Genomic DNA, 25,435 nt, shown 5'->3' on the forward strand with positions numbered 1-25,435 from the left:
CTTATTGGATAAACTACTCCTTAAAGAAGCTCCTTTATTTTTATATTTCTAAATTTAATTCTACCAGGTCCGGCAGCCTGGAGCCCTATATAACCTTCAGATAAATCATCGTCGTAAATATCTGCTGTTAGTTTCCCGTTTATCCACGTTCGAAAATGATTGCCTTCGCAGCTTATTTTATAGCTATTCCACCTTCCTATAGTTTCAACATTTGCCAAAGGTTTTGCTCTGGTAACTATAGATCCTGTTCTTGATTCCTGGTCCGGGTGGTAATCCCAAATATTCATCTCGTAACAATCTGTGTTTGAGATATCTTTATTTTTACATCTCACAAATACTCCGGAATTAATACCGGCATCCGGATAAAATTCGAGGGATAGAGTAAAATTTTGATATTTCTTATTTGTCATTACAAATCCCGATCCACCTAAAGAAGTTCCAATGAACTGATCGTCATCAAATTTCCAGCCAGCCCTTCCTTCCTGAAACCATTCTTTAGAATCTTCCTGGAAAATTGCTTTTTCGGAACTCTCCCCTGAGCCGCAAGAATTAAACATCAGGAATAAACAAAACAAACCTAAACTTGTAAACTTTTTAATCATAGTCAATAGTATTAAGTTGACAAAATTATAAAATATTGGAATTAATCTTCAAATCATACAGGTTTAATCTTAGTATCGAAAATGGTATCCTTTAAACAATTCTCACTTAAAAAATATAATAATTCCCAATAAAAGATAACCTATTTCACCAAATCAAACATCCGGGTATATTTAATAATTAAACTATTATTTAATGGATCATTGTCCTGTATATTATAATTATACACTACAAATAAACCTGTGTTTGCTCGTTGCAACCAGCCAAACCTAAAATTAAATGCCCAAAGTCTGTTTACTGTATTATTTTGTACAAGTCCCTGTAGCAATACATTTGATTTAAAGGCATAAGTTATTCTTGATTGAAAAACATTTGCCGTAAAATCTCCTCCGGGAAGTTCAAATTTGTTATACTGATAAGAAAGACCTGCATTAAATTTTTCACCAGCTCTAAATTGTAGAGTAGCGGTATTTAGGTATCGCGTACCACCAAAAGAACCTCCAAATACAGACCTTATATTTACAGAAACTGGTTTGGAAGCATTTGTAAAAAATATCAGCTGCCCTTCCGCATGTTTATAAGTTCCAGGCTCCACAATAACCCCTTCAGAAATCTCAAAGGGTTCTAGAAGACCCTCTGTGGTAAGGTTAATACCTGTATGTATTTCAGTGCCGCTTTTAAACTCCCAGTGATTATCCATATGCAAAAATCCGGTTTCCTGAAATCCATTAAAATTCCAATATCCCCTATAAGAAACATGTGGTCTATATTCTAAGATTTTTGAATTTTCATTTTTAGGCCTCAGATGATAGAGCACTAGGCCCTCCGGTTTTCGGAATGCTGAACGCAAAAGAAACCCTACTTCCGGATTAAACCCCTGCCCCACTTCTGTATAAGCGGCTCTCATTTCCCAATTATCCCAATTATAGTCTGCCTGGAGTTTAAAAGCGTGTTCATTGATGGTGTCATATGACCCTGAAGTCTGAGCATAAAAACCCGATAATCTTGCTTTTTTGCCTAGTCCCAGTTTTCCATCTAAAGAATAGGTTCGGTTGTAGTCATCTTTGGATTCCAGACCTGAACGATTAACAAAAATTCCACCTAAAGCCGTTCTTCCTTTAAATTCATGGTTAACCCTGGCAACACTAAAATTATTTTTTTCTATTCCTTCCTCGTTAACTGCATCAGTAAACATAGTAAGCAAACCAACATTGGTTCTGTTTAATTTACCCGAAAGTCTTGCCCCACCTATAATTGGAACAATACTTCCATCGTCTCCAATCCCTATTCGCCGACTAAAAAACAAGTCCACCTCACCCGGGCTTCCAACCGTGAATAACCCGGCATTTTCTAAAAAGAATGGTCGTTTTTCCGGAAAAAATAGATTAAACCTATCCAGGTTTACCTGCTGATCATCCACCTCAACCTGGGCAAAATCTGTATTATAAGTAAGATCAAGTGTGAGGCTTGGGGTAATACTGTATTTTATATCTCCACCTACTTCGGGTGTAACTTCAGATTCTAGCTCGCCGGAAGCATAGTCGTTATCTAACCTGCCTAAAACATAGGGTATTAATTTAAGATTTCCCGGACTCCTTAATTCCAATCCGGTTAGCGTCCCTGCCATTGAAAGTCTGTACAATGTAAATCCGATTGGCATCTGTGCCCAATAGACAATTTCATTTGTCTTGCGAATATTTCTTCGAAAGTTTATTCCCCAGTCTTTCCCGGCCTGAAACCGAATTGTTCTCAAAGGAATGGCAAATTCTGCACTCCAGCCATATTCTTTAACTTGTGCCTTTACCGTAAAAGAGGCATCCCAATTAAGGTTAAAACCACCAATAGTTCCTGACTGTTGCCTATTTACATTTCGATTGCCCTGTCCTTCATTATCTACCTGGGCGTCATATTCAATTCCGAGGGAATTTGTTCCGAATACAAAACCATTCTGTCCATCTTTATAGGTGTCTAAAACAAAAATAAAAGCATCCGTATTATCCAAATTTGCATCTCTTCTCGGATCGGAGACTACCAGCTTATCAGGTTGCGAATCATAACAAATTACAGATAGGAAGAATGTTTCTGCGGTATACGCTATTCGAATCTCCGTTTTCTCAGATGCGGGCTTTCCAAAATTGGGTTGAACTTGATAAAAGTCGCCAAAGGGAGGTATTTGTTTCCATATCTCATCATCCATTACCTCACCATCTATAATTGGATTCACATTAATTGGAATAGCTCTGGTTTTGGGACGATCTTTAGTATCATATGTAGACTCGGTAACCTGGCAATGTAGGAATGTTGTATTGCAAAAAATATATATGACAATGAATAAAATGTATCTTGCCCACATGAGTCGGTGGTTAGCTGGTAACTTAAAAGTACTATATTTTAGTAATTAAAAGGTCCCTGTTGTTAAGAAAAATTTGTTCTTCAGAAGTTTCTATTAAAGCATATAAACGCAGTAATTCCAAAGCAAACCAACTTAAAATATCTATATTTAAAGAGTATATAATATTGATCATGAAAAAACTACTTTATTCTCGGTTTCCTTTACTGCTTCTTTTATTTTCATTTGTAATTACTAACGCTCAGAGTTCAACAGTCTCCGATGAAGTTATCTCAGGATTCTCAGAAATACGCCTTGATAGATATTCAAAATTCTTAAATACTGAAATAGAGGAAGGACGAATACCAGGCGCTGTTTCCTATATATATCGGAATGGGCAGCCAGTGCACAAACAGGCTTATGGATATAGCAGTTTGGAAGCGAAAGAACCCATGCAACAAGACAATATATTTCATATTATGTCTATGACCAAACCGATAATCTCTGCCGCCTTTTTAATGTTATATGAGGAAGGACATTTTTTCCTCTCAGACCCTGTTTCCAAATATTTGCCTCAGTTTAAAGATTTTAAGGTGGCCCTTGATGTAAATAGAGGATTAGATGGCGATACTGAACCTGCAAAATCGGAAATAACTATTCATCAATTGCTTACACACACAGCAGGATTTACTCATGGTATTGAGGGTACAACTTTGGATAATGAAATTGCACAGGCTATTTATTTTGAGCCACAAAGCTCTATTGAAAGCAGGGTTAACACTCTCATAAGTTTACCCCTAATAGGACATCCTGGAGAGCAATGGCATTATAGCGCTTCCCCTGATGTTCTGTCCCTGCTAATTGAACACTTTTCCGGAATGACTACGGCCGAATTTCTGCAAATTAGAATTTTTGACCCTCTGAAAATGAACGATACAGGATATAATATTCCTATTGATGACCAGTACCGATGGGTTCCTGTTCATAATATTAACGAAGAAGGAATATTAGTAAATTCTGAAGAACAACTCCCTATTGAGGGAAATATGGTATATGGGGGAACTCACGGACTTTTTTCTACCGCAGATGACTACATGAAATTTTGTCTGATGATGCTCAACGGTGGAAAGGCTAATGGCAAACAATTATTAAGCCCCAAGACAATAGAAATAATGACCATGAACCAGGTAGGAGACTTATATTATGGACAAGGGTTCGGTCTTGGTTTTGGAGTAACCACAGATGTGGCTAATAGTAAAGCGCTTGGTTCCAAAGGAGCTTTTTACTGGAGTGGTGCCTATAGCACTTACTTTTTTATAGATCCAACAGAAGATTTAATAGCCATCTTAATGACCCAGGTACAGCCATATAGTAACTACTATGGCAGAAAATTTCCGCAATTTGTTTATCAGGCCCTGGTAGATAAAAACTAAGCTAAGTTCTATAACATTAAATAATAGATTTATGAAAAATTTGCTCATAGTACTGTTTTGTTTTTTACATATTGGAGTTGCCTTTTCTCAAGAAATTATTGAGTTGCCCTACAATGAAGACGGACAAATTAAATGGATTGGAGATGAAAAGGAATATTTTTCAGAGATCTGGCAGACACAAGTTGTAACCAATGTATCCATTCCAACTATGCAAGTTTTCAAACCTGATGCCACTAAATCAAATGGTACATCTGTAATAATTGCTCCTGGTGGAGCCCTTTATGCATTAAGCATTAATAGCGAAGGTAATGATGTTGCCAAATGGCTTAACGAAAAAGGAATAACCGCCTTTGTATTAAAGTACAGGCTGGTACCTACAGGAGAGGACGGTGTACAGGAAGTAATGCAAATTGGGGATAAAATTATGGAAAATGTAGCTCCGGTTTTGCCTTTGTCCGTACAGGATGGTATGGCTGCGGTTAGCTTTGTAAGAAAGAATGCAGAATCCCTGGGTATAAATCCTCAAAAGATTGGTTTTATGGGATTTTCAGCAGGTGGAGCAGTAACAATGGGCGTAGGTTATAACTATTCTCAGGATAGCCGTCCGGATTTTCTCATACCTGTATACCCATGGACTTCGGCTATGCCAGTAAAGGAATGTCGCAGCGATGCACCGCCAATGCTTATTATCTGTTCAACAGATGACCCATTGGGTTTAGCAAGTGGTAGTATTGAACTTTATTCTTCTTATCATAAAGCAGAAAAGAATATCGCCCTACATATGTACTCTAAAGGAGGACATGGCTTTGGGATGAGAAAACAAGGCTTACCCTCGGATACCTGGATTTCAAGATTCTACGATTGGGCTTTAGCAGAGGGAATTATCGACACTAAAATTTCGGAATAATTGCAACTAAAATATTTAGGAAATGGATATCATTAGTCATACACTTAACTGGTGTAAAGGTGAAATTTTTGAGGGCAAAATGAGTCTAATATTTGGAGTGTGTATCTTGTTAATAAGCATGGCCTATTTTAAATGGGCAAGTACACCAGGCGCAAGGGCAATGTTCATACCATTACTGACAATTGCCCTGCTTGCTATTGGTGCGGGAATCTATCTCGTGAATACAAACCAAAAACGTATGCCCAGATATGAAATTCAGTTTAAGGAAAATCCACAACAGTTCATAAAAAGTGAGAAAAAGCGAACAGCGGCGTTTATAAAATGGTATCCGATTACACAAAAATTATTTTTTACTATTATGATCCTGGGCATGCTGTGTATGCTGTTGTCAAATGCCCCTAATATTAGGGCAATTGGAATTGCATTAATGCTTTTATCAGTTTATGTATTTGTACTGGACCATTTTTCTGAAGAAAGAGCTACTTTCTATTATTCGAAAATTGTTGAACTTTCCCCTAATTAAAAGTATCTTGCTTTTTTTTACAATATGCAACTTTTCCTAATCCTTTTCTTTATACTGCTGAGCATTACTGCTGCAGGACAGGACGCTTCTCGTTTTCAGGAAGAAATTTTGGAAATTCAAAAAAAATATGATACGTTGTGGGACAATTCTAAAGAGACCATTGTCTTTACAGGTAGCTCTAGCATTAGATTATGGAAAGATCTTCATGAATCTTTTCCTAAACACCAAATAGTAAATTCAGGTTTTGGCGGCTCTCAGGCCTCTGATTTACTGGCATATACAAATGAATTGATACTGCAATATAATCCAGGGAAAGTATTTATATATGAGGGTGATAATGATATAAATGATAATAAAAGACCTAAGGAAGTTATTTCCGTATTTAAAGAAATTATATCAAAAATTAAAGATGCAAAGCCCGAAACCCTGATTGTAATTATTTCGGCTAAGCCTAGTTTGGCACGCTGGCATCTAAAAAGAAAATACAAAAGCATTAATCGCAGGTTTAATCGATTATGTAAAAAAGAGCCGTACCTGGACTACGCCAATATTTGGAATATCATGCTCGATAAAAAGAAATTAAGGCAAGATATTTTCATTGAGGATGGTCTGCACCTAAATTCGAAAGGTTATGAATTATGGGATCAAATAATAAGTAATTATATTCAATAAAAATTAGAATAATGATAAAATCAACTCTCTTTAAATCGTTCGTTTTACTTCTTTTAATGATTTCCTTTTTTGCATGCCAGGAGAATAAAATGAAAGAAATAAATTTTCCTCCAACAGATCTGAGTTCAGAAAATTTAATCCCAAAACCACTTAAAATTATTCCTACTAATAATGCGTTTGGATTGGATCACACAACGGCGATTTATACATCTCAATCCGATAAAAGTTTTGAGGAGGTAGGTTCATTTCTTGCAGATAAAATAAAATCAAAAACAAATTTAAGGCTGGCAGTAAATGCGGCAGATGCCGGGAAGGTAAACAGAATGATCTTTATAAACCAATCTGATAGTGACGAAATTGAGGGCCCGGAAGCATACCAATTATATATTTCCAAAGATTCAATAATAGTTAATGCAAAAACATCTGAAGGCGCATTTCGAGGAATACAGACACTTAGACAGCTTATACCCGAAACCAGTAATGATACACTTACAGAAATGCCATTATGGCCTATTCCCACGGGAAAAATCATAGATAAACCTGGTTTTGAGTACCGAGGTTCCATGATAGATGTTGCACGTCATTTCTTCAGTGTTGATGATATTAAAAAATATATTGATGTTCTTGCATACTACAAGATTAATGTATTGCACCTCCATCTTACAGATGACCAGGGCTGGCGGATAGAAATCAAATCATGGCCTAAGTTAACTGAAGTTGGTGGTAGCACAGAAGTTGGTGGAGAAGCCGGCGGTTTTTTTACGCAGGAAGATTACAAAGATATTGTGGCTTATGCACAAGAAAGATACATGATGATAATTCCTGAAATTGATATGCCAGGACATACTAATGCGGCTTCGGTTTCTTATCCTATTCTAAATGGCAATGGAAAAACGCCAGAATTGTATGAGGGTACAGCTGTTGGGTTTAGCACCTTTGATACCAGAAAGGATACCGTTTATTCTTTTGTTGATGATGTAATACGCGAGATTTCGGAGATTACACCTGGCCCATATATCCATATTGGTGGGGATGAAAGCCATGTTACTAAAAAGAATGATTATATCTACTTTGTCAATAAAGTTGAAAAGATTGTACAGAAATATGGTAAGCGAATGATAGGCTGGGACGAAGTGGCGACCGCCGATCTTGATAGTACTTCCATTGCTCAGTTTTGGGCCAGCCAGGAAAATGCTGAAGAAGCTGTTAAAAAAGGAATGAAAGTAATTCTTTCTCCTGCCACAAAGGCTTATTTAGATATGCAATATGACACTCTTTCTGAATATGGTCTACATTGGGCTGCCTATATCCCGGTAGATACGGCTTATGTCTGGACTCCGGAGGGTTACGCAGGTATTCCGAGAGAAAGTATTTTAGGTGTTGAAGCACCCCTCTGGTCCGAAACAATTAGCAATATTAATGAATTGGAATATCTTGCATTTCCAAGGATTATTGGATATTCTGAATTGAGTTGGAGCACTGAAGAAAACCGAAACTGGGATGACTTTAAGGTGCGACTCGCAAACCAGGCACCTTATTTAGACCGAATGAATGTAAAGTATTATCCTTCCAAACTAATCGATTGGAAGAAAAGTAAATTTACATATAAGACGATCGAGAAAGACTAGTCTATTTAGGGTATTTACTCCTTTTCATCTGCTGTACCGGATTCTTCTTCAGGTTCAGCGAAATCTGTTATTCCATGATCATGTAAAATATTATACCACTGTATAACTTTCTTTATATCACTTACATAGACCTTATCTTCATCATAATTTGGAAGTACTTCAAAAAAATATTCTTCAAGACTTAATTTGTCATCTTTGTGCTTTACAGAGGTTTTGCCACCCTTTTCCTTGACTTGAATTTTTTCAAATACCGCTCTTAGCGGAAGTTCTTCCTCTAAAGTATAAATAGCGATTTCAGAAAGTACGCTTACATTACTACTCATACCCACAGTAACTTTTTTATTATCCAGAAGAGACTCGGCGACAAGTCCGGTTCTGGTTTGGGTAAGCAATTTGTAAAGACCCGGCCTTCCCCCTATTGATAGTATCTTATCTAAACTCATAAATATTATATAACATAAAGTAATAAACCCTATGAAGTTAATCAGTTGTTTTTAACGTACCTTTTTTAATCCAGGGAAACGCATTTTATAATCCACATTAATTTTACCCTTTGAGATATTCGCGAGCTTCCCTTTTAGCAACCTTTTTTTGAGGCTGGATAGTTTATCTGTGAACAGGATACCCTCAATATGATCATATTCATGTTGTATAACCCTCGCTAAAAGACCATCATAAGTTTCTTTATGTGGCTTAAAATCTTCATCCAAATAGGTAATTTCAATAGTATCCATGCGAGTTACATCCTCGCGAATATCGGGAATACTGAGGCAGCCTTCGTTAAAAGTCCAATTATTACCCGATTGCTGTTCAATCTTTGCATTGATAAATACTTTTTTAAAATTTTTAAGGGCTTCTTGCTCTTTGGGAGTTAATTCCTCATCATCTGCAAAGGGTCCGGTATCTACCACAAATAATCGAATTGGAAGTCCAATTTGTGGAGCAGCCAAGCCCACACCATTTGCATTATACATGGTTTCCCACATATTGGCAATTAATTCTTTAAGTTGGGGGTAGTCTTTGTTTATTGTTTTCCCGATTTTTCTTAAAACAGGATCCCCATATGCTAATATAGATAATGTCATTCTACTGTATTCTGTTTAAATAGGACTGTAAAATAAGGGTTGCACTAATTTCATCTATTAATTCCTTCTTCCGACGCTGCTTTTTCTTAAGCCCTGCTTCGACCATGGTTTGAACTGCAACTTTTGATGTAAATCGCTCATCCTGTCGATCAATAGGAATTAAAGGAAAAGATGTTTTTAAACTTTTCAAAAATACCTGAATAGATGTCTCTATTTCAGATGGCGTATTATCACGTTGCTTGGGCTCACCTACAACTATACGAGCAATATTTTCCTTTGCTATATAATCTTTCAAAAACTGCAATAGATCTTCGGTCTTGACAGTAGCTAAACCTGAAGCAATTAGCTGTAACTCGTCTGTAACCGCTATCCCAGTGCGTTGTTTGCCATAATCCAGTGCAATAATTCTCGCCAAATCAATTTTTTTGCAAAAATAAGGGATAAATTGTTACGCCTATAAAAATTAAAGATTTATTAATAGTTACCGCCTATCTTTGCGCAAATTATTCAGACATTATGAATGTACTCCAAAATACTATTGAAAAAGCCTGGGAAAACAGAGAGCTCTTAAAAGAAGCAAAAACACAGGATGCTATAAGAGAGGTAATTCAGTTAATTGATGATGGGAAATTGCGATGTGCAGAACCTGTAAAGGGAGAATGGCAAATTAATGAATGGGTTAAAAAGGCAGTTGTACTTTACTTCCCAATTCAAAAAATGGAGACTCTGGAAGCGGGGATTTTTGAATACCATGATAAGATTCCACTAAAGAGAGGTTACCAGAAGAAAGGTATTCGGGTGGTTCCTCATGCAGTAGCCAGACATGGCGCATACATTTCTAAAGGAACAATCCTAATGCCCAGTTACGTAAATATTGGTGCCTATGTAGATGAAGGAACTATGGTTGATACCTGGGCTACTGTTGGGAGCTGTGCACAAATTGGAAAAAATGTTCACTTAAGCGGTGGTGTTGGTATTGGCGGAGTATTAGAACCTCTGCAGGCCGCTCCTGTAATAATTGAAGACAATGCCTTCATTGGTAGTCGCTGTATAGTAGTGGAAGGTGTAAGAGTTGAACAAGAAGCTGTTTTAGGAGCGAATGTTGTATTAACTGCTTCCACAAAAATTATTGATGTTACCGGCGAGTCGCCAAAAGAACGAAAAGGTATAGTACCTGCAAGATCCGTTGTAATCCCCGGCAGCTACACAAAGAAATTTCCTGCAGGAGAATTTCAGGTTCCCTGTGCCCTAATCATCGGTATTCGCAAAGCAAGTACAAACAAAAAAACTTCACTAAATGATGCTCTAAGGGAATATAATGTAGCAGTTTAAATTTTCTAAAAATATTGTTTGAGATAATATTTTCTCTTATTTATAGTTATAACTTTGTTAATTGTTTAGGAAGACTACTTATATATCATTGAAGAAATGAATAGTTCCAAAGAGAAAATATCAGCCGTTATTATTACCTATAATGAAATCGGATACATAGAAAAGTGCATTCAATCTATAGATTTTGCAGATGAAATAATTGTGGTTGATTCATTTAGTACAGATGGAACATACGAATACTTGGTCAATTTGCAAAATGTAAAGGTAATTCAACATCCTTTTGACAACTTTACCCTACAAAAATCATTTGCCTTAAAACAGGCTTCTAATGATTGGGTTCTATTTCTGGATGCAGATGAAGTTGTACCCGAAAATCTTAAAAATGAGATTGTTGAAACCCTGAAATCAAGCCCAGAACATGCTGCATACTGGTTTTACAGGAAGTTTATGTTCCAGAATAAATCCTTGCGATTTAGTGGTTGGCAAACAGATAAGAACTATCGCCTGTTTAGGAAAAGTAAAGTTAAATTTTCTGAAGAAAAATTAGTTCATGAGACTTTAGATGTTAATGGGTCTTCAGGAATTCTGAGTGAAAAACTTATTCATTATTGCTATAAGAATTTCCAGGAATATAGAGATAAAATTATAAGTTATGGCAGATTAAAGGCCAAAGAATCATTTTTCAAAGAGAAGAAATTCAATTATGCTTATATGATCCTTAAACCCAGCTGGAAATTTATACATCGTTATTTCCTTCGCTTAGGTATACTCGACGGCAAAAAAGGGATTATTATCTGTTACCTCGATGCACTCGGCGTTCTAGAGCGTTATAGAGAATTGAAGAGATTGGAGACAAAAAATCAACTTGCTTATTATTTGGCTATCCCGGAATAAGTCTTTATAATCATATTTTATCTTACATCATTGTATATAGTAGGTTAGCTTCCAACACTAACCAATTGTTGCATTAAATTATTATCAATTGCCGCTATTTTTATTATTCCTTATGGCTAAATTCTCCTTTAAGTTCCTTCAATTTTATAACACCATATTTACTTATTTATGAGCTGGCGCGCATCTTTGATAAATTGAACTTTATACCTTTTTTTTTGTTTTAGCCCTTCATTATTTTGGAATGCATATTAGGATATGCTTAGCAAAAAACTACATTTGTAAAACCAGTAAAAACAAATAATCTTAAATGAGTACGGTAAGTATAATAGTCAGTACCCACGACCAAACAGAAATGTTGGAAAAGGTTCTTTGGGGATTCAATTACCAGACTTACAAGGATTTTGAATTGATTATTGCCGATGAAGGATCACCAGAACCAACTAAAGAATTGGTCGAAAAAATAAAGACTGGTTTACCCTTTAATATAAGTCATATTTGGCAAGAAAATAATAGTTTTCAGAAAGGGGAAATATTACGTAAGGCCATTTTATCATCCAAATCAGATTATATTATCTTAACCCAGGGTGACTGTATACCCAGGGAGGATTTAGTACAGGTCCATTACATGAATAAGGAACCTAAAACAGTTATATCAGGAGTCTCTTATTTGTTGCCTTTGAATATATCCAAGACTTTAACTCAAAAGGATATAGAAGAACAGAATTGCTTCAAAATCGACTGGCTTAAGAGTAAAGGAATTAAAAAATTGTCCAAAGGCACCAGACATAATTCAAGAGGATTTAAATCAAAATTTCATAATACCTTCACTTCTGCAAAGCACAGTTGGAACAGATATAATTCTTCGGGGTGGAAAAAAGATATCCTTAAAGTTGTTGGTTTTAAGGAAGATAAAGAAGGTGAAGGCAATCTGCCCGGAGAAGATTTACAAAATCATGGAATAAAGTTCAGGCAGCTGAGGTATAGTGCAGTCTGTGTGCACTTGGACTATAAAAGAATTTCTCAAACAACTGAAGTAAGTAAGAAGAGTTCGGAAAACAGGAAGTTTCTTGTTATTCAGCAGAAAATGATAGGGGATGTATTGGCAAGTACCATTATTTGCCGTACTCTAAAATATTTGTTCCCTGAATGCACCGTGCATTTCGTAGTTAATGAAAATACGCTGCCGGTTTTATATAACAACCCTCATATAGACCAAATCATTGTGTTTAAAAAGGAGTATAGCGAAAATAAGAGGGCCTTTTATCTATTTTTAAGATCTATTAGAAAACATTCTTATGATGTTGTAATAGATGCATACGGTAAATTGGAAAGCAACCTTATTTCAATTTTTGCACAAGCACCGCGCAAAATTGCTCATTACAGGTGGTATACCTCCTGGGTATACAGTGATACAGTTGTGGAAAGCCAGGAAGCCGATAGCAAGAATTCACTTGCCAACAAAATAAGATTGCAATTGCTTAATCCAATAGCACCTGAATTCGATGACTATTCTATCTCTCCTAAATTATACCTCAGCCAGAAAGAAATTGCTCTGGCCAAACAAAAAGTTAGCACTTTAAAAAGAAATTCCGACCAAAAACTAATCATGATAAGTATTTTGGGTAGTAGTGCCTTAAAAACTTACCCCTCGGAATATATGTCTGAAGTTGTTGATACAATCTGTTCCAATACAGATGGCATCTTACTTTTTAACTATTTACCAAATCAAAAAGATGAAGCTAAGGCAATTTATGATCAGTGTAACGAAGTCTCTAAATCAAAAATAAATTTTGATTTTTACGCAACTTCTTTAAGGGAATTTATTCTTATACTTTCTCAGTGTGATGCCCTTATTGGTAACGAAGGAGGTGCGGCCAACATGGCTAAAGCACTCAGGATACCTACATTTTGTATTTTTAGTCCCTACATTGTTAAAGCGGCTTGGCATGATAGTTCAACCGGATTGAATACAGCTATTCATCTAAATGATTATCATCCTGAATTATTTGTTAATATGGACAAGAATAAAATCAAAAAAGTAATAGGTTCGCTTTACAATTATTTTAAACCGATTCTTTTTGAAGACCAATTATTACTTTTTCTAAATAAGTACTGCAGTAATACTATCCTAGATAATTCGTTGAATGAAAAGTACTAAACTTGATTTATCGATAGTCATTATAAACTACAATTCTTTTGAGTTTACACAAAAGTGTATTCAAAGTGTTTTAGACAATACAACAAGTACAATTTCTTACGAAATCATTATTGTAGATAATGCCTCCGAAAGGGACGATTATGTAGCATTAAAGAATTATATTAAGGAACTGAATTATTCCAACGTGAGGCTTTACAGAAGCAGGATTAATACAGGTTTTGGCGGTGGCAACATGTATGCTGTTCAATTTGCCAATGCGAATTACTACTTATTTTTAAATAACGATACTTTACTCATAAACGATCCCATAAAAATATGTTTTGATTTTATGGAAAAGACTGAGGATGCGGCTTTATGCGGACCACAGATCTTTAATGAGCATCAGGTAAAAGAGGTTAGTTTTGATCATTTCACTTCTCTCGGAAGAGAAATTTTTGGAAAAAAAATGTTAGAATTTGTTTTTCCCGGGACCAAGCCAAATAGACGAAAGCAGTATACAGAACCATTGTCAGTTGATTATGTAAACGGTAGCTTTATGTTTTTCAGGGCTAAGGATTTTGATTCAGTAGGCGGATTTGACACTAATATTTTCCTGTATTTTGAAGAAAGTGATATATGCTGTAGGTTAAAGAAGAAAAATAAAAAAACCTATTTTATTCCCTCGGCATCTTATGTTCATTATCAGGGCATTAGCATTGATAATACTTCCTGGAATATCAAAACTAAAATTGAGCTTAAAACGTCTATGTTTTATGTTATAAGAAAGAATTATGGGTATCTGCATTATCAAATATTGCGATTGTTTTTTATTTTTCGCTATGGCCTGGTATCAATAATTAAACCCAAATATTTTAAATTATTCCATCGCATATTAATTGGGCTTCCATTAGGTAAGTCTTTAAAACATGAGCAACGCATTATCTGATAGAATAAAATTCAATGTTCAAAAAAGAAATTGATAACGCAATAACAATTCTGAATGAAGGTGGCCTTATTCTTTATCCAACAGATACGGTTTGGGGTATTGGCTGTGATGCAACAAACAGGGATGCTGTCGAGAAAATATTTAAATTAAAAAGGAGGTCTGATAAAAAGACTATGATTTGTCTGGTAGCCAATCAGTTTATGCTGGAACAATATGTAGAAAAAGTTCCCGAGCCTGCCTATGATATCATAGACCTTTCTGAACGGCCTGTTACTATCATTTATGACAACCCAAAAGATGTTGCTGCTAATCTTATTGCTGAGGACAACACACTGGCTATAAGAGTAGCATCTGATCAGTTCTGCCAGCAGTTAATTAGAAAATTCAAAAAACCCATTGTTTCAACTTCTGCAAATATTGCAGGCGAACCGACACCGGGAAATTTTTCAGAAATAAGTGAATTGATTTTAAAAGGTGTTGACTATGTGGTAAATTTGGAACGGAAAAAAACTAACACATCACCTTCTTCTATAATTAAATTGGGTAATGATGGTACTGTAAAAATTATCCGAAAGTAGCACGTAGATAAATCATAACGCTATTATTCCAGATTACCTCCCGTCCGGGGAAATCAACTCAGAAGTGATCTAAAATATGACACTGACTAATTACAAAAAAAGCTTAGAAGACCCAATTTTTAAAACTATTGCTGGCTCTGCAAAGGAACTCTCAATTGACAGTTTTGTAATAGGCGGATATGTTAGGGATCTTTTGCTGAAAAGAGGCAAATCTAAGGATATAGATATTGTTGCTGTCGGTAGTGGAATAGAACTCGCCAAAAAAGTAGCAGCAAAACTTGAGGGAAAGCCTAAAGTATCTGTTTTTAAGAATTTTGGAACAGCTATGATAAAGCATCATTCTTGGGAAATTGAATTTGTAGGTGCCAGAACAGAAAGTTATACAAGAGATAGCAGAAAGCCTGTTGTAGAAGACGGAACACTTTTGGATGACCAGAAAAGACGTGATTTTACAATTAATACAATGGCTATTTCAATCAATGAAACTGATTTCGGCCAATTAATTGATCCTTTTAATGGGGTTACAGATCTGAAAAACAAACTAATTCGGACCCCATTGGATCCCTCCATTACTTATTCTGATGATCCTTTAAGAATGATGAGAGCTATTCGTTTTGCTACCCAGCTTGGTTTTAATATCGAATTAAAATCGCTTCAGGCTATTAAAGAAAATAAAGATCGAATAAAAATAATATCTCAGGAACGAATTGTTGATGAATTACACAAAATTTTAGAATGTGATCTGCCTTCGATTGGGCTGAAACTTTTATATGATACAGAATTATTACCTATTTTACTTCCTGAATTAACTGCTCTGGAAGGTATTGAAGAATTTGAGGGACAACGCCACAAGGACAATTTTTGGCATACTCTGGAAGTTGTTGACAATATTGCTAAAACTACAGACAATTTATGGCTGCGATGGGCAGCGCTATTGCATGATATAGGTAAGGCTCCTACCAAGAAGTTTGATAAAAAAATAGGTTGGATCTTTCACGCTCATGAGTTTGTAGGTTCCAAAATGGTCTATACTTTATTTAAGAGATTGCATATGCCGTTAAACGACAAAATGAAATTTGTACAGAAAATGGTACGAATGAGTTCAAGGCCCATAATTCTTTCACAGGATAATGTAACAGATTCAGCGGTCAGACGATTAGTATTTGATGCCGGAGAAAATGTAGACGATCTTATGACACTTTGTGAAGCGGATATTACTACAAAAAATCCTAGAAAACAGAAAAAGTATAAAAACAATTTTGAGATTGTCAGACAAAAAATCATTGAGGTAGAAGAACGCGATCATTTAAGGAATTTTCAACCTCCAATAAGTGGCGAGGAAATAATGAAAACTTTTAATCTTAAACCCTCTAAAGAAATTGGTATTATTAAGGATGCAATAAAAGAGGCCATTCTGGAAGGTGAGATTCCAAATGAATACGAGAAGGCATTTGACTTTATGATCAAGAAAGGACGGGAATTAGGCCTGGAGCAAAGGTAAAAAAGTCAAAATTTTGACAATAATCATTAGCCTGTAAATAAGTACCATTGTTTTATTATAGAGGATTCGATCTCAAAATTTATTATTACTTACAAAAACAATTCTTAAGGTTGTTGACCAAAAGAATGGTAATTTTGCTTTAAATTTTAAGCTGCTATGAAATGGAATTTTAGAAATGCTGCCAAACTAACTTTGGTGCTGGTTTACCTGGTAATCATAGCAGGAGCAGTGGTTCGCATGACAGGTAGCGGAATGGGTTGTCCAGATTGGCCAAAGTGTTTTGGCTATTATATCCCTCCCACAGATGTATCCCAATTACAATGGCAACCAGAATTTAATTATAATGGTGGTCAGGTCATTATTCGCGAAGAAATTGGGAGCCGTATCAAAAACATGACTATGCCGTTTTTAATGCCCTTCATACGTGGATTGAATTTATTAATAGGTTATTAGGAGCTCTGGCTGGTATGGCCACTCTTTTCCTTGCCATTGCATCGATTTCATTTTGGCGAAAAGATAAAAAAGTTACCTTAATTTCCTGGTTAATTGTATTTGGAATGGGCTTTCAAGCATGGTTGGGCGCAACAGTTGTGTATTCTGTTCTTGAACCTGTGAAAATTACAATGCACATGGTCATGGCCCTAATTATTGTAGCTCTATTGGTCTATCTGATTTATAGTTCGAATTCCATTTCTGCAAATGGAAAATTTGATAATAAAGTATCGCTAACCTTGTGGCTCGCATTAGGTCTCACATTGGTTCAAATAATTTTAGGCACACAGGTAAGACAGTTTGTGGACCTTCAAATAGATTTCCTTGGGCAAAATGCTAAAGATATTTGGCTCCTAAATCCCTCCTTACAATTTTATTTCCATCGATCTTTTTCAATTTTGGTCGTATTGATCAATCTCTACCTGGTATATTCTATTTATCAGAAAAAACTTGGGTATTCAAAAATAAATTGGGTTTTAGGTCTTCTTTTTGCGGAGGTAATTACCGGGATTGTTATGTATTATTTCCATTTCCCCTTTGCAAGCCAACCACTTCATTTAATATTGGCAGCATTTCTTTTTGGCATTCAATTCTATTTAGTTTTGGAAGCCACAAAAGGAAAATTAAGTCGGAAAACTTTGTAACTTTGCCCCCACTCATAAATTAGGGTATATGATTTATAAAATCAGGATAATTCTGGATACTCAGGAAGACATCTTTAGGGATATAGAAATAGATCATCATTCCACGCTCGAAGATTTTCACAATACGATAACTCAGGCCTTTGGTTTTTTAGGTAATGAGATGGCTTCTTTTTACACTTGTGACGAGTTGTGGAACCAGGATGAAGAAATTCCTCTTTTTGACACCAGTGAAAGTGGCACCAGTGTTCGCTTAATGAACGAAATTTCATTAAAGGATATCCTTACTGAAGAAACACCCAAGCTAATTTATGTTTATGATTTTTTTAGTATGTGGACATTCTTCATTGAATTGGCAGATATTGTTGAAAAAGAAGATGGCAAACACTATCCTAATGTTTTATTCAGTTTTGGTGAATTACCGGACTCACCACCGGAAAAGAAATTTGAATCAGATCCATCCTTTGATTTTGATGAACCTTTGGAAAACTATGATGATATGGATTTTGATGAAAATTGGAATTAAGTTATTCATACTTAAATCAAACAAAGCACACGCTTTTTTGATCTCCGCATAATTAGTACTATCCTAAAAACACTTAACAAACTTTAAGTCTAATCCCAAACAATTACTATGATCAATCTTTATGCTACCCAAATTCAAAGTATATCACTTCACCGTATAGGAAATAAAAGTAAAGCAGAACCAATATTTCTTTCCAAAGAACATTTTAATCCGGACGGCGAAACCAGTGGCCTATTAAAGGAATTCTTCTTAAAACCTTTTCGAGAAAAAGAGGAAAACTACTATCGGCTAACCCATGAGGTAGATGTGGAATTTAATGAAGTTTATAAACTTGTTTCTGAAATGTTTGAAAAGCCGGAAAAGTCTCATGAACTATCTTTAAATCTTACCAAACATTTATATGATCAATCCAACCATCCCCATATAAAAAGTGGTGAGATTTATATTACTTATCTGACAGATATACTGTTGGATAATGAAAAAACAGATGCGATAGGTATCTTTAAAAGCGAACTAAAACAGGATTTTTTACAGTTTGCAGAAAGTGGAGCCAATTTGGATTTGCTCCTTCAAAAAGGAATCAATATCAATAAACTGGACAAAGGCTGTTTGATATTTAACGTAAATAAGTCTGATGGTTATAAGGTATTATCGGTTGATAGCAACAGGTATGATGCTAAATATTGGGTAGAGCATTTTCTAGGATTAAATGCACTGGAAGATGATAATTTTTACACCAAAAATTACCTTAAATTTTGTCAAAACTTTGCAAAAGATGTAGTACTGCCTGCAGAAGACAAAAAGCAAGAAGTTATGTTTATGAACAGGGCTGTAAACCATTTTGCAAAAAATGATGCTTTTGAAGAAACTAACTTCCTGAATGAAGTAATGGAGAATCCGGAATTAATCCCCGAATTTAAACACTATAAAACAGAGAAAGGACCTAAATATAGTATAGAAGATGTTTCCAGTTTTGATATTGCAAATAAGGCGGTATCCGACACTCGTAAAAAAATAAAAAACATCATACAGCTGGATACTAATGTCCAGATTAAAATGGATTTTATCAACCCTGAATCAGCAGAAAAATTTGTGGAAAAGGGATGGGATGAAGAACGACAAATGTATTATTATCTTTTATACTTTAATAAGGAACAGAAGTCATAATAATCACTATGGAAGTTTGATTCTCTTGTCTATAATTTGATTCATACTCACATCCTGGTAATTACGTTTAACAAAATCGAGTGCAAGATCCAATAATTGTCCCATTGTTTTACATTTCTTAAAGTTAATGTCTAATGTAAGGTCATAGATCTGCTTTTTTAATAATTCAATGTTTTCGGGTAGTGATATGTTATCCGATTTACAAATATTTACCAGTCTGTTGATTCTATCTCCTGAACTAATAATCCTTTTAGCTACAATAGAACGCTCCTCAATTTTGTATTGATCTACAGAGTCGCGTTGCAATTTGTTTTGCACCATTTGAACCATTACATAGTTCTCCTTAAAAAACTGAGGTCGATATACTTTAAGTTTACCTTCAAAGCTCTGTTGGTCAAAATCAATAGCCCTTATTTTATAAACTACGTGATCAAAATCATGCATGGGAACAATTACATAATTATAAGATCGCATATCCCCTAAAAGCCTGATCATACAACGTTCATTAAATTTTACAAACTCTTTTGCAAGCTGAGCTTTTTCAGATTCTGAACAATTAGGCAGCATGTCTTTAATAAATACATCACCGGGAATACCTGCAATATGCTCTTCTATCAGAGTATCCTTATGCACAAGGAAATTCAAGTTATAGGGCGATAACATATGTTCCAATTCCAGGCCATATATGCGCGATGCATCTGTTTTTTTTACATAGAAGTACAAAAAATTATCATTGAGAATATTCCTTACTTTGATACGAAAGGGTTTCGAATTACCAAACGTGCAATAATCTACAGCATCAATATTTAGATATTGAAATATTCTGTCACTGCCATCAGAGAATATTTAAATTATTGTACTTCTGTAACAAAATAACGATTTCTTCGTCAAGTATACTAGATACAACATAAAAACTCCATCAAAATTGGAAACGATTCTAACAGTTAGCAATCTCACTAAGAAATTCGGATACCTTACAGCAGTAAAGGATTTGTCTTTTTCAATTGAAAAAGGCAACGTATATGGGATTTTAGGCCCAAATGGCAGTGGAAAATCAACCACACTGGGAATTGTTTTAAATGTTGTCAATAGTACAAACGGGAGTTTTTCCTGGTTTGATGGAAATACCTCAACCCATGATGCCTTGAAAAAGGTGGGTGCAATTATAGAGAGGCCGAATTTCTACCCTTATATGACCGCCATTCAAAATTTAAAATTGGTGTGCAAAATTAAGGAAGTTCCGGAAGACAGAATTAAAGACAAATTGGAACTTGTAGGACTATGGGAAAGGAAGGACAGTAAGTTCAGGACATACTCACTCGGAATGAAGCAACGTTTGGCGATTGCTTCAGCCTTATTAAATGATCCTGAAATTCTCATATTAGATGAACCGACCAATGGATTAGATCCTCAGGGAATACATCAAATTAGGGAAATCATTAAAAAAATAGCTACACAAGGTACGACTATACTATTAGCTTCTCATTTATTGGACGAAGTTGAAAAAGTTTGCAGTCACGTTGTTATTCTAAGAAAAGGTAAAAAGCTTTATTCTGGCAGCGTGGACGGTATGTTGGCGAGTTTTGGATTCTTTGAACTCAAATCGGATAATAACGAGGTATTGATTGATTTTCTGGAAGAACATCCAAATTTTGGTGAAATTAAAACGGAAAACGAAATTATTACAGCCTTTTTAAAAAATGAAATGAATGCAGCTGAATTGAACGGTATTCTTTTTAAAAAAGGGATTATCCTTTCTCATTTGGTCAAAAGAAGGGAAAGCCTGGAAGAACAATTCCTGACCCTAACTGAAAATCAATCCATTTAAAATCTCCAAACTAATACCAATGAAAAGGCTATTGCAGATAGAATTTATAAAACTTTGGAACAATAAGTCGAGCAGGGCACTTATTCTGGCCTATTTTTTACTTCTTACATCGATAGCCTTGGTGGCGGCTATTAAATTTGATATAGGACCTGTGAAATTTCATTTAGCGGAGCAGGGGATTTTTAATTTTCCTTATATCTGGCATTTCAACACATTTATTACTGCTTTCTTTAAACTTTTCTTGGCCATAGTCATTGTATCAATGATGGCAAATGAATACAGCAATAAAACTATCAAGCAGAATTTAATAGATGGGCTTTCCAAAAAGGAATTCATTCTTTCTAAATTTCTTACGGTTATTTCATTTGCACTAGTTTCGACAGTATTCGTATTTGTTGTGTCCATGATACTTGGCCTAATCTATTCAGATTACAATGAATTTTCCATCATTTTTTCTGATATGGAATTCCTGTTGGCCTTTTTTATAAAACTCGTCGGATTCTTTTCTTTTTGCCTTTTCCTCGGAATTCTTGTCAAACGTTCTGCATTTGCTCTGGGTTTTCTATTTCTATGGCAGGTTTTCGAGGGGTTTGTACGCGGTATAATCCGATGGAAGTTCTTTGATGGTGAAACTACAGATACTATAATGGGCATTTTTCCACTAAATTCTATGTTTAATCTCATTAAAGAGCCTTTTTCAAGATTGGGTGCGGTACAAACCGTAGCCGATCAGATTGGTGAAGAATTAAAACTGGACTATCATGTTCAGTTCTATGAGATACTCATTGTCATTGGTTGGACTGCAATTTTTGTCTATTTATCGTATGCATTACTAAAAAAGAGGGATTTGTAGTATCTTGTGGTGTTTGGAAGAACACTATGAAAAAGATAGGGACATTATTGCTCTTTCTGATTCTTTGCCCCTATTCTACTGCAGGCCAGGGCGAAGCATCCGGTTTATTATTTAAAAAGAATTTTTTCTTTCTTGTTTTACTATGCTCTTCGTTTTATATATCAGGGCAGGAATGTAATTCTCCAGTATTGACGTTTCCTGCAAACGGTGCAGTTAATATACCAGTCAATTCAACCATTACATGGGATCGGATAATAGGGGTTCCCGGTTATATTATTTCTTTAGGAACAACACCTGGTGGGACGGAAATTTTAAATCAAACGAATGTTGGAAACACAGATTCCTATACGCCACCCTTAGGTTTACCGGAGAATACACAGATATATGTTACGTTAAGACTATTCTTTTTTGACCCGGCAATCCCCGATTTGGTATGTCCAAGCTCAACATTTAGAACTGAGAACGTCACCAGTCCTCCGTCTTGTACAATGGTTTCAATCCCTGCAGATGGGGCTGTAAACATAAATATTGCCTCTAATATTTCATGGAATTATGCTGCGACAGCTACAGGCTATCGAATTTCCATTAGTACAGTTCCCGGTGCTGGAAATATTGTAAATGATCAGGATGTAGGCAATGTCCTTTCTTATAATCCTATTCTGGACTTGCCCCCGAGTACGGAGATATTTGTTCAAATTACCCCATATAATGAGAATGGTGATCTTTCACCTTGTCCTGAACAAAGTTTTACCACAGGAGCAGTGGCAACTCTTCCCGGATGCACAAGCCTTATTAACCCATTAAATGGTGAAATAAATGTGCCACTTACACCTTTAATAGAATGGTCGGCAGTGGCAGGAGCTGTCGGGTACAAAGTAACAATTGGAAGTTCTCCCTTTACAGCGGAAGTCCTTGATAATGTGGTTTTTTTTACAAATTCCACCTTTGTAATAGACTTTGAGCCCAATCGTACATTTTTTATTACAATTATACCTTTTAATGATGCCGGAGATGCTATTGGTTGCACACAGGAATCCTTCTCTACAATAGTTGGGTGCGGACCCTATTTTGATTCGGTAACAGGAGAGCTTATCATTATAAATCCGGAAATATCGTTTCCTGATACTATTTCGTTTTGCGAGAATGAACTTCCTTTTGTAGTTTCCTCAACCGATACAGCTGAAGGATTCAGATGGTTTCAAATTGATCAATTCGGAAATGAAACCCTGATCTCGGAAACATCAGAGGTGTCACTTGAAGAAACAGGTGACTACCGCTATGAAGCTTATAATAGTATAGTACAGGCAAGTGGTATTGTAGAATGTTCTTCATCCCAACATTTTAAGGTAGTGTCCTCGGAAATAGCAACGATTAATTCTATAAATATAACGGACCAGGGAGATAATATAAGAATTACAGTAGATGCAAGTGGCATTGGTAACTATGAATATGCATTAAACGATATAAACGGGCCTTACCAGGACAGTAATGTCTTTGATAATGTTCCTGCCGGGTCATACACCGTTTACGTAAGGGATAAAAACGGTTGCGGAATTGCAGAAGAACGAGTAGAACAGGATTTAACACTGGAAGGTTTTCCAAAATTCTTTACACCAAACGGGGATGGGGTCAATGACTTCTGGCAGTTTATCCCGACCGAATTAACAGATGAAATAAATATAAACATTATACATATTTTTGACAGATATGGAAGACTTCTGGCTCAAATAGATCCTACCTCTAATGGTTGGGATGGAAATTTCAATGGTATACCGCTGCCATCCAGTGACTATTGGTTCCGGGCAATTTCTGACAGCAGTGGTCAAATTCAAGGGCATTTCGCATTAAAAAGATAATTTGTATGAATAATGTTCCGAGTGATAGTTTTTAACAAATGAAAAAGTTACTACTAAGTATTCTATTTATAGGTCATGTGGCATTGGTCACAGGGCAGGCCTGTCCCCAATTAACCAGTCCTGCTAATGGCTCTTTAGCTGTCCCAGTAAATACAACTATTTCATGGCCGCCCGTCCCTGGTATTATTGGCTATTTGGTGTCACTTGGAACCACTCCGGGCGGAGTAGAAATTCTGGGAAGACGCTCAGCAGGTTTAAGGAATAGCTATACTCCCGAAGTTGGACTTCCGGAAAACACAACAATTTATGTAACTATAGAATTATTTTTAGCTAACGGAGAACTTATAATATGTCCGAGTGAATCATTTACTACTGAGGATGTTACTACACCTCCACCCTGTACCACATTACTTGAACCAGCTGATAACCAAGGAAATGTATCTGTTAAGACCCAAATTATATGGGCCTATGCCCCTACTGCTACAGGCTATACAATATCGATTGGTACATCTGCAGGAGCATCTGATTTAGAAAATAATCTGGATGTAGGAAATGTATTGTCCTATAATCCGGTGGGTGATTTTCCACAGGATAGTCCCATTTTTGTAACAATTACCCCTTATAATGAAAACGGGGATGCCGGATCTTGCGCTGAGGAAAGTTTTACAACAGGGAATGCCGTTGTTGATTGTAATGCCTATTTTGATCCGATAAGCGGTGAAATTATTCCAAGAAAACCTGAAACCACTTTTCCAGGTCAGATAGGTTTATGCAAGAATGAAATTCCAACACGCATAGGTACAGATGATACTGCAGATGGTTTTAGATGGTTTAAAATTAATGAAGACGGTACAGAGTCATTGCTTTCATCTACTTCAGAAGTTTCTCTGTCCGAAGTAGGTGCTTATCGCTATGAAGCCTATAATTTAGTTGTTCAGGGTGGAGAAACATTTGAGTGTGGTATCTCTAAAGATTTTAATGTAGTATTATCTGAAATAGCTCAGATTACGTCAGTTAGCACCTCTCAGGAAATGAGTGGAAGACAAATTACAATTGAGGTAAGCGGACTTGGAGATTATGAATACGCATTGGACAATATAGAAGGTCCGTATCAGGATAGGCCAATATTTAACGGGCTTTCTGAAGGTACCCATACCATTTATGTAAATGATAAGAATGGATGTGGAATTGCAGAGCGGATCATTGAGAGGGAATTGAGGCCCGATGATTTTCCGAAGTTTTTCACTCCAAACGGGGATGGCATTAATGATTTTTGGCAATACATTGCTCCCCGCGAAAGTAATGAAATCCAACTCTCTTTTATTCAGGTTTTTGATAGATATGGCGTGTTATTGGCACAGATCATGCCCAACTCTAAGGGCTGGGATGGGACATTTAATGGACAGCCATTACCCGCCTCCAGTTATTGGTTTAAAGCAAGGGATAATTTAAATAATGAAATCCAGGGCTTTTTCGCTTTAAAAAGGTAACCCACCATATATCGCAT

At 35.9% G+C, this 25,435-nt stretch carries 22 protein-coding genes and 2 pseudogenes; 18 read left to right on the top strand and 6 right to left on the bottom strand.

The features are described from left to right. Positions 1 to 20: 20 nt before the first annotated feature. Positions 21 to 602 (bottom strand): DUF1080 domain-containing protein, encoded by a 582-nt coding sequence (locus Q0X89_RS01490; protein ID WP_297690842.1) that lies wholly within the window; start codon positions 600 to 602, stop codon positions 21 to 23. A 140-nt stretch (positions 603 to 742) separates the two neighbouring features. Further along, on the bottom strand, positions 743 to 2,953 hold the full coding sequence (locus Q0X89_RS01495; protein ID WP_297690843.1) for a DUF5916 domain-containing protein: 2,211 nt from the start codon (positions 2,951 to 2,953) through the stop codon (positions 743 to 745). 170 nt (positions 2,954 to 3,123) lie between these two features. Between Q0X89_RS01495 and Q0X89_RS01500 the strand changes: the two genes are divergently transcribed. From Q0X89_RS01500 to Q0X89_RS01520, 5 genes are read left to right on the top strand one after another with little or no spacing between them, the layout of a single operon-like run. After that, positions 3,124 to 4,362 carry a serine hydrolase gene (locus Q0X89_RS01500; RefSeq protein ID WP_297690844.1) on the top strand — a complete coding sequence of 413 codons (1,239 nt, stop codon included), beginning with the start codon at positions 3,124 to 3,126 and terminating at the stop codon, positions 4,360 to 4,362. Between the two features lie 31 nt (positions 4,363 to 4,393). Next, positions 4,394 to 5,269, top strand: a complete 876-nt coding sequence (locus tag Q0X89_RS01505) for an alpha/beta hydrolase (protein ID WP_297690845.1) — start codon at positions 4,394 to 4,396, stop codon at positions 5,267 to 5,269. A gap of 22 nt (positions 5,270 to 5,291) precedes the next feature. After that, entirely contained in the window at positions 5,292 to 5,792 is a 501-nt protein-coding gene (locus Q0X89_RS01510; protein ID WP_297690846.1) for a hypothetical protein, read from the top strand. Positions 5,793 to 5,816: 24 nt separating this feature from the next. After that, entirely contained in the window at positions 5,817 to 6,464 is a 648-nt protein-coding gene (locus tag Q0X89_RS01515) for a GDSL-type esterase/lipase family protein (RefSeq protein ID WP_297690847.1), read from the top strand. An 11-nt stretch (positions 6,465 to 6,475) separates the two neighbouring features. Then, complete coding sequence (locus Q0X89_RS01520; protein ID WP_297690848.1) at positions 6,476 to 8,092, top strand: family 20 glycosylhydrolase; 1,617 nt, start codon at positions 6,476 to 6,478, stop codon at positions 8,090 to 8,092. 14 nt (positions 8,093 to 8,106) lie between these two features. Here Q0X89_RS01520 and Q0X89_RS01525 read toward each other — a convergent pair whose 3' ends face one another. From Q0X89_RS01525 to ruvX, 3 genes are read right to left on the bottom strand one after another with little or no spacing between them, the layout of a single operon-like run. Then, positions 8,107 to 8,535, bottom strand: coding sequence for a DUF5606 domain-containing protein (locus tag Q0X89_RS01525; RefSeq protein ID WP_297690849.1), 429 nt, complete (start codon positions 8,533 to 8,535; stop codon positions 8,107 to 8,109). Positions 8,536 to 8,586: 51 nt separating this feature from the next. Next, positions 8,587 to 9,177 (bottom strand): peptide deformylase, encoded by a 591-nt coding sequence (gene def / locus Q0X89_RS01530; RefSeq protein WP_297690850.1) that lies wholly within the window; start codon positions 9,175 to 9,177, stop codon positions 8,587 to 8,589. A gap of 1 nt (position 9,178) precedes the next feature. Then, complete coding sequence (ruvX, locus tag Q0X89_RS01535; RefSeq protein WP_297690851.1) at positions 9,179 to 9,592, bottom strand: Holliday junction resolvase RuvX; 414 nt, start codon at positions 9,590 to 9,592, stop codon at positions 9,179 to 9,181. A gap of 101 nt (positions 9,593 to 9,693) precedes the next feature. Between ruvX and Q0X89_RS01540 the strand changes: the two genes are divergently transcribed. The 9 genes and pseudogenes from Q0X89_RS01540 to Q0X89_RS01580 all read left to right on the top strand — a co-directional run bounded on the left by Q0X89_RS01540 (position 9,694) and on the right by Q0X89_RS01580 (position 19,391). Beyond that, positions 9,694 to 10,509 carry a 2,3,4,5-tetrahydropyridine-2,6-dicarboxylate N-succinyltransferase gene (locus Q0X89_RS01540; protein ID WP_297690852.1) on the top strand — a complete coding sequence of 272 codons (816 nt, stop codon included), beginning with the start codon at positions 9,694 to 9,696 and terminating at the stop codon, positions 10,507 to 10,509. Between the two features lie 96 nt (positions 10,510 to 10,605). Next, positions 10,606 to 11,403: a glycosyltransferase family 2 protein gene (locus tag Q0X89_RS01545; protein WP_297690853.1), complete on the top strand. Its 798-nt coding sequence runs from the start codon at positions 10,606 to 10,608 to the stop codon at positions 11,401 to 11,403. Between the two features lie 307 nt (positions 11,404 to 11,710). Next, on the top strand, positions 11,711 to 13,561 hold the full coding sequence (locus Q0X89_RS01550; RefSeq protein WP_297690854.1) for a glycosyltransferase: 1,851 nt from the start codon (positions 11,711 to 11,713) through the stop codon (positions 13,559 to 13,561). Further along, a complete protein-coding gene (locus Q0X89_RS01555; RefSeq protein WP_297690855.1) occupies positions 13,548 to 14,486 on the top strand; it encodes a glycosyltransferase family 2 protein in 939 nt (312 codons plus the stop codon). Before Q0X89_RS01550 ends, Q0X89_RS01555 begins: the two co-directional genes overlap by 14 nt. Before the next feature lie 14 nt (positions 14,487 to 14,500). Continuing rightward, complete coding sequence (locus tag Q0X89_RS01560) at positions 14,501 to 15,064, top strand: L-threonylcarbamoyladenylate synthase (RefSeq protein ID WP_297690856.1); 564 nt, start codon at positions 14,501 to 14,503, stop codon at positions 15,062 to 15,064. Between the two features lie 76 nt (positions 15,065 to 15,140). Further along, positions 15,141 to 16,565: an HD domain-containing protein gene (locus Q0X89_RS01565; RefSeq protein WP_297690857.1), complete on the top strand. Its 1,425-nt coding sequence runs from the start codon at positions 15,141 to 15,143 to the stop codon at positions 16,563 to 16,565. Positions 16,566 to 16,721: 156 nt separating this feature from the next. Next, positions 16,722 to 17,701: pseudogene (locus tag Q0X89_RS01570) on the top strand (heme A synthase). Positions 17,702 to 17,729: 28 nt separating this feature from the next. Then, complete coding sequence (locus Q0X89_RS01575) at positions 17,730 to 18,224, top strand: hypothetical protein (RefSeq protein ID WP_297690858.1); 495 nt, start codon at positions 17,730 to 17,732, stop codon at positions 18,222 to 18,224. Between the two features lie 108 nt (positions 18,225 to 18,332). Beyond that, complete coding sequence (locus Q0X89_RS01580) at positions 18,333 to 19,391, top strand: nucleoid-associated protein (protein WP_297690859.1); 1,059 nt, start codon at positions 18,333 to 18,335, stop codon at positions 19,389 to 19,391. Between the two features lie 6 nt (positions 19,392 to 19,397). Here Q0X89_RS01580 and Q0X89_RS01585 read toward each other — a convergent pair. Further along, positions 19,398 to 20,231 (bottom strand): annotated as a pseudogene (locus tag Q0X89_RS01585) (hypothetical protein); the annotation flags it as partial. An 85-nt stretch (positions 20,232 to 20,316) separates the two neighbouring features. On the opposite strand from Q0X89_RS01585, the gene Q0X89_RS01590 reads away from it, so the two are divergent. Genes Q0X89_RS01590 through Q0X89_RS01605 form a run of 4 tightly spaced genes read left to right on the top strand, consistent with a single transcriptional unit; the run spans position 20,317 to position 25,418 of the window. Continuing rightward, a complete protein-coding gene (locus Q0X89_RS01590; protein ID WP_297690860.1) occupies positions 20,317 to 21,219 on the top strand; it encodes an ABC transporter ATP-binding protein in 903 nt (300 codons plus the stop codon). Between the two features lie 19 nt (positions 21,220 to 21,238). After that, positions 21,239 to 22,072 carry an ABC transporter permease subunit gene (locus tag Q0X89_RS01595; RefSeq protein WP_297690861.1) on the top strand — a complete coding sequence of 278 codons (834 nt, stop codon included), beginning with the start codon at positions 21,239 to 21,241 and terminating at the stop codon, positions 22,070 to 22,072. A 26-nt stretch (positions 22,073 to 22,098) separates the two neighbouring features. Continuing rightward, positions 22,099 to 23,928, top strand: coding sequence for a T9SS type B sorting domain-containing protein (locus Q0X89_RS01600; RefSeq protein ID WP_297690862.1), 1,830 nt, complete (start codon positions 22,099 to 22,101; stop codon positions 23,926 to 23,928). A 38-nt stretch (positions 23,929 to 23,966) separates the two neighbouring features. Then, positions 23,967 to 25,418, top strand: coding sequence for a T9SS type B sorting domain-containing protein (locus Q0X89_RS01605; RefSeq protein ID WP_297690863.1), 1,452 nt, complete (start codon positions 23,967 to 23,969; stop codon positions 25,416 to 25,418). Positions 25,419 to 25,435: the final 17 nt, after the last annotated feature.

The organism is uncultured Eudoraea sp. (assembly GCF_947258525.1).
In the GTDB taxonomy this organism is placed as follows: Bacteria; Bacteroidota; Bacteroidia; order Flavobacteriales; family Flavobacteriaceae; genus Eudoraea.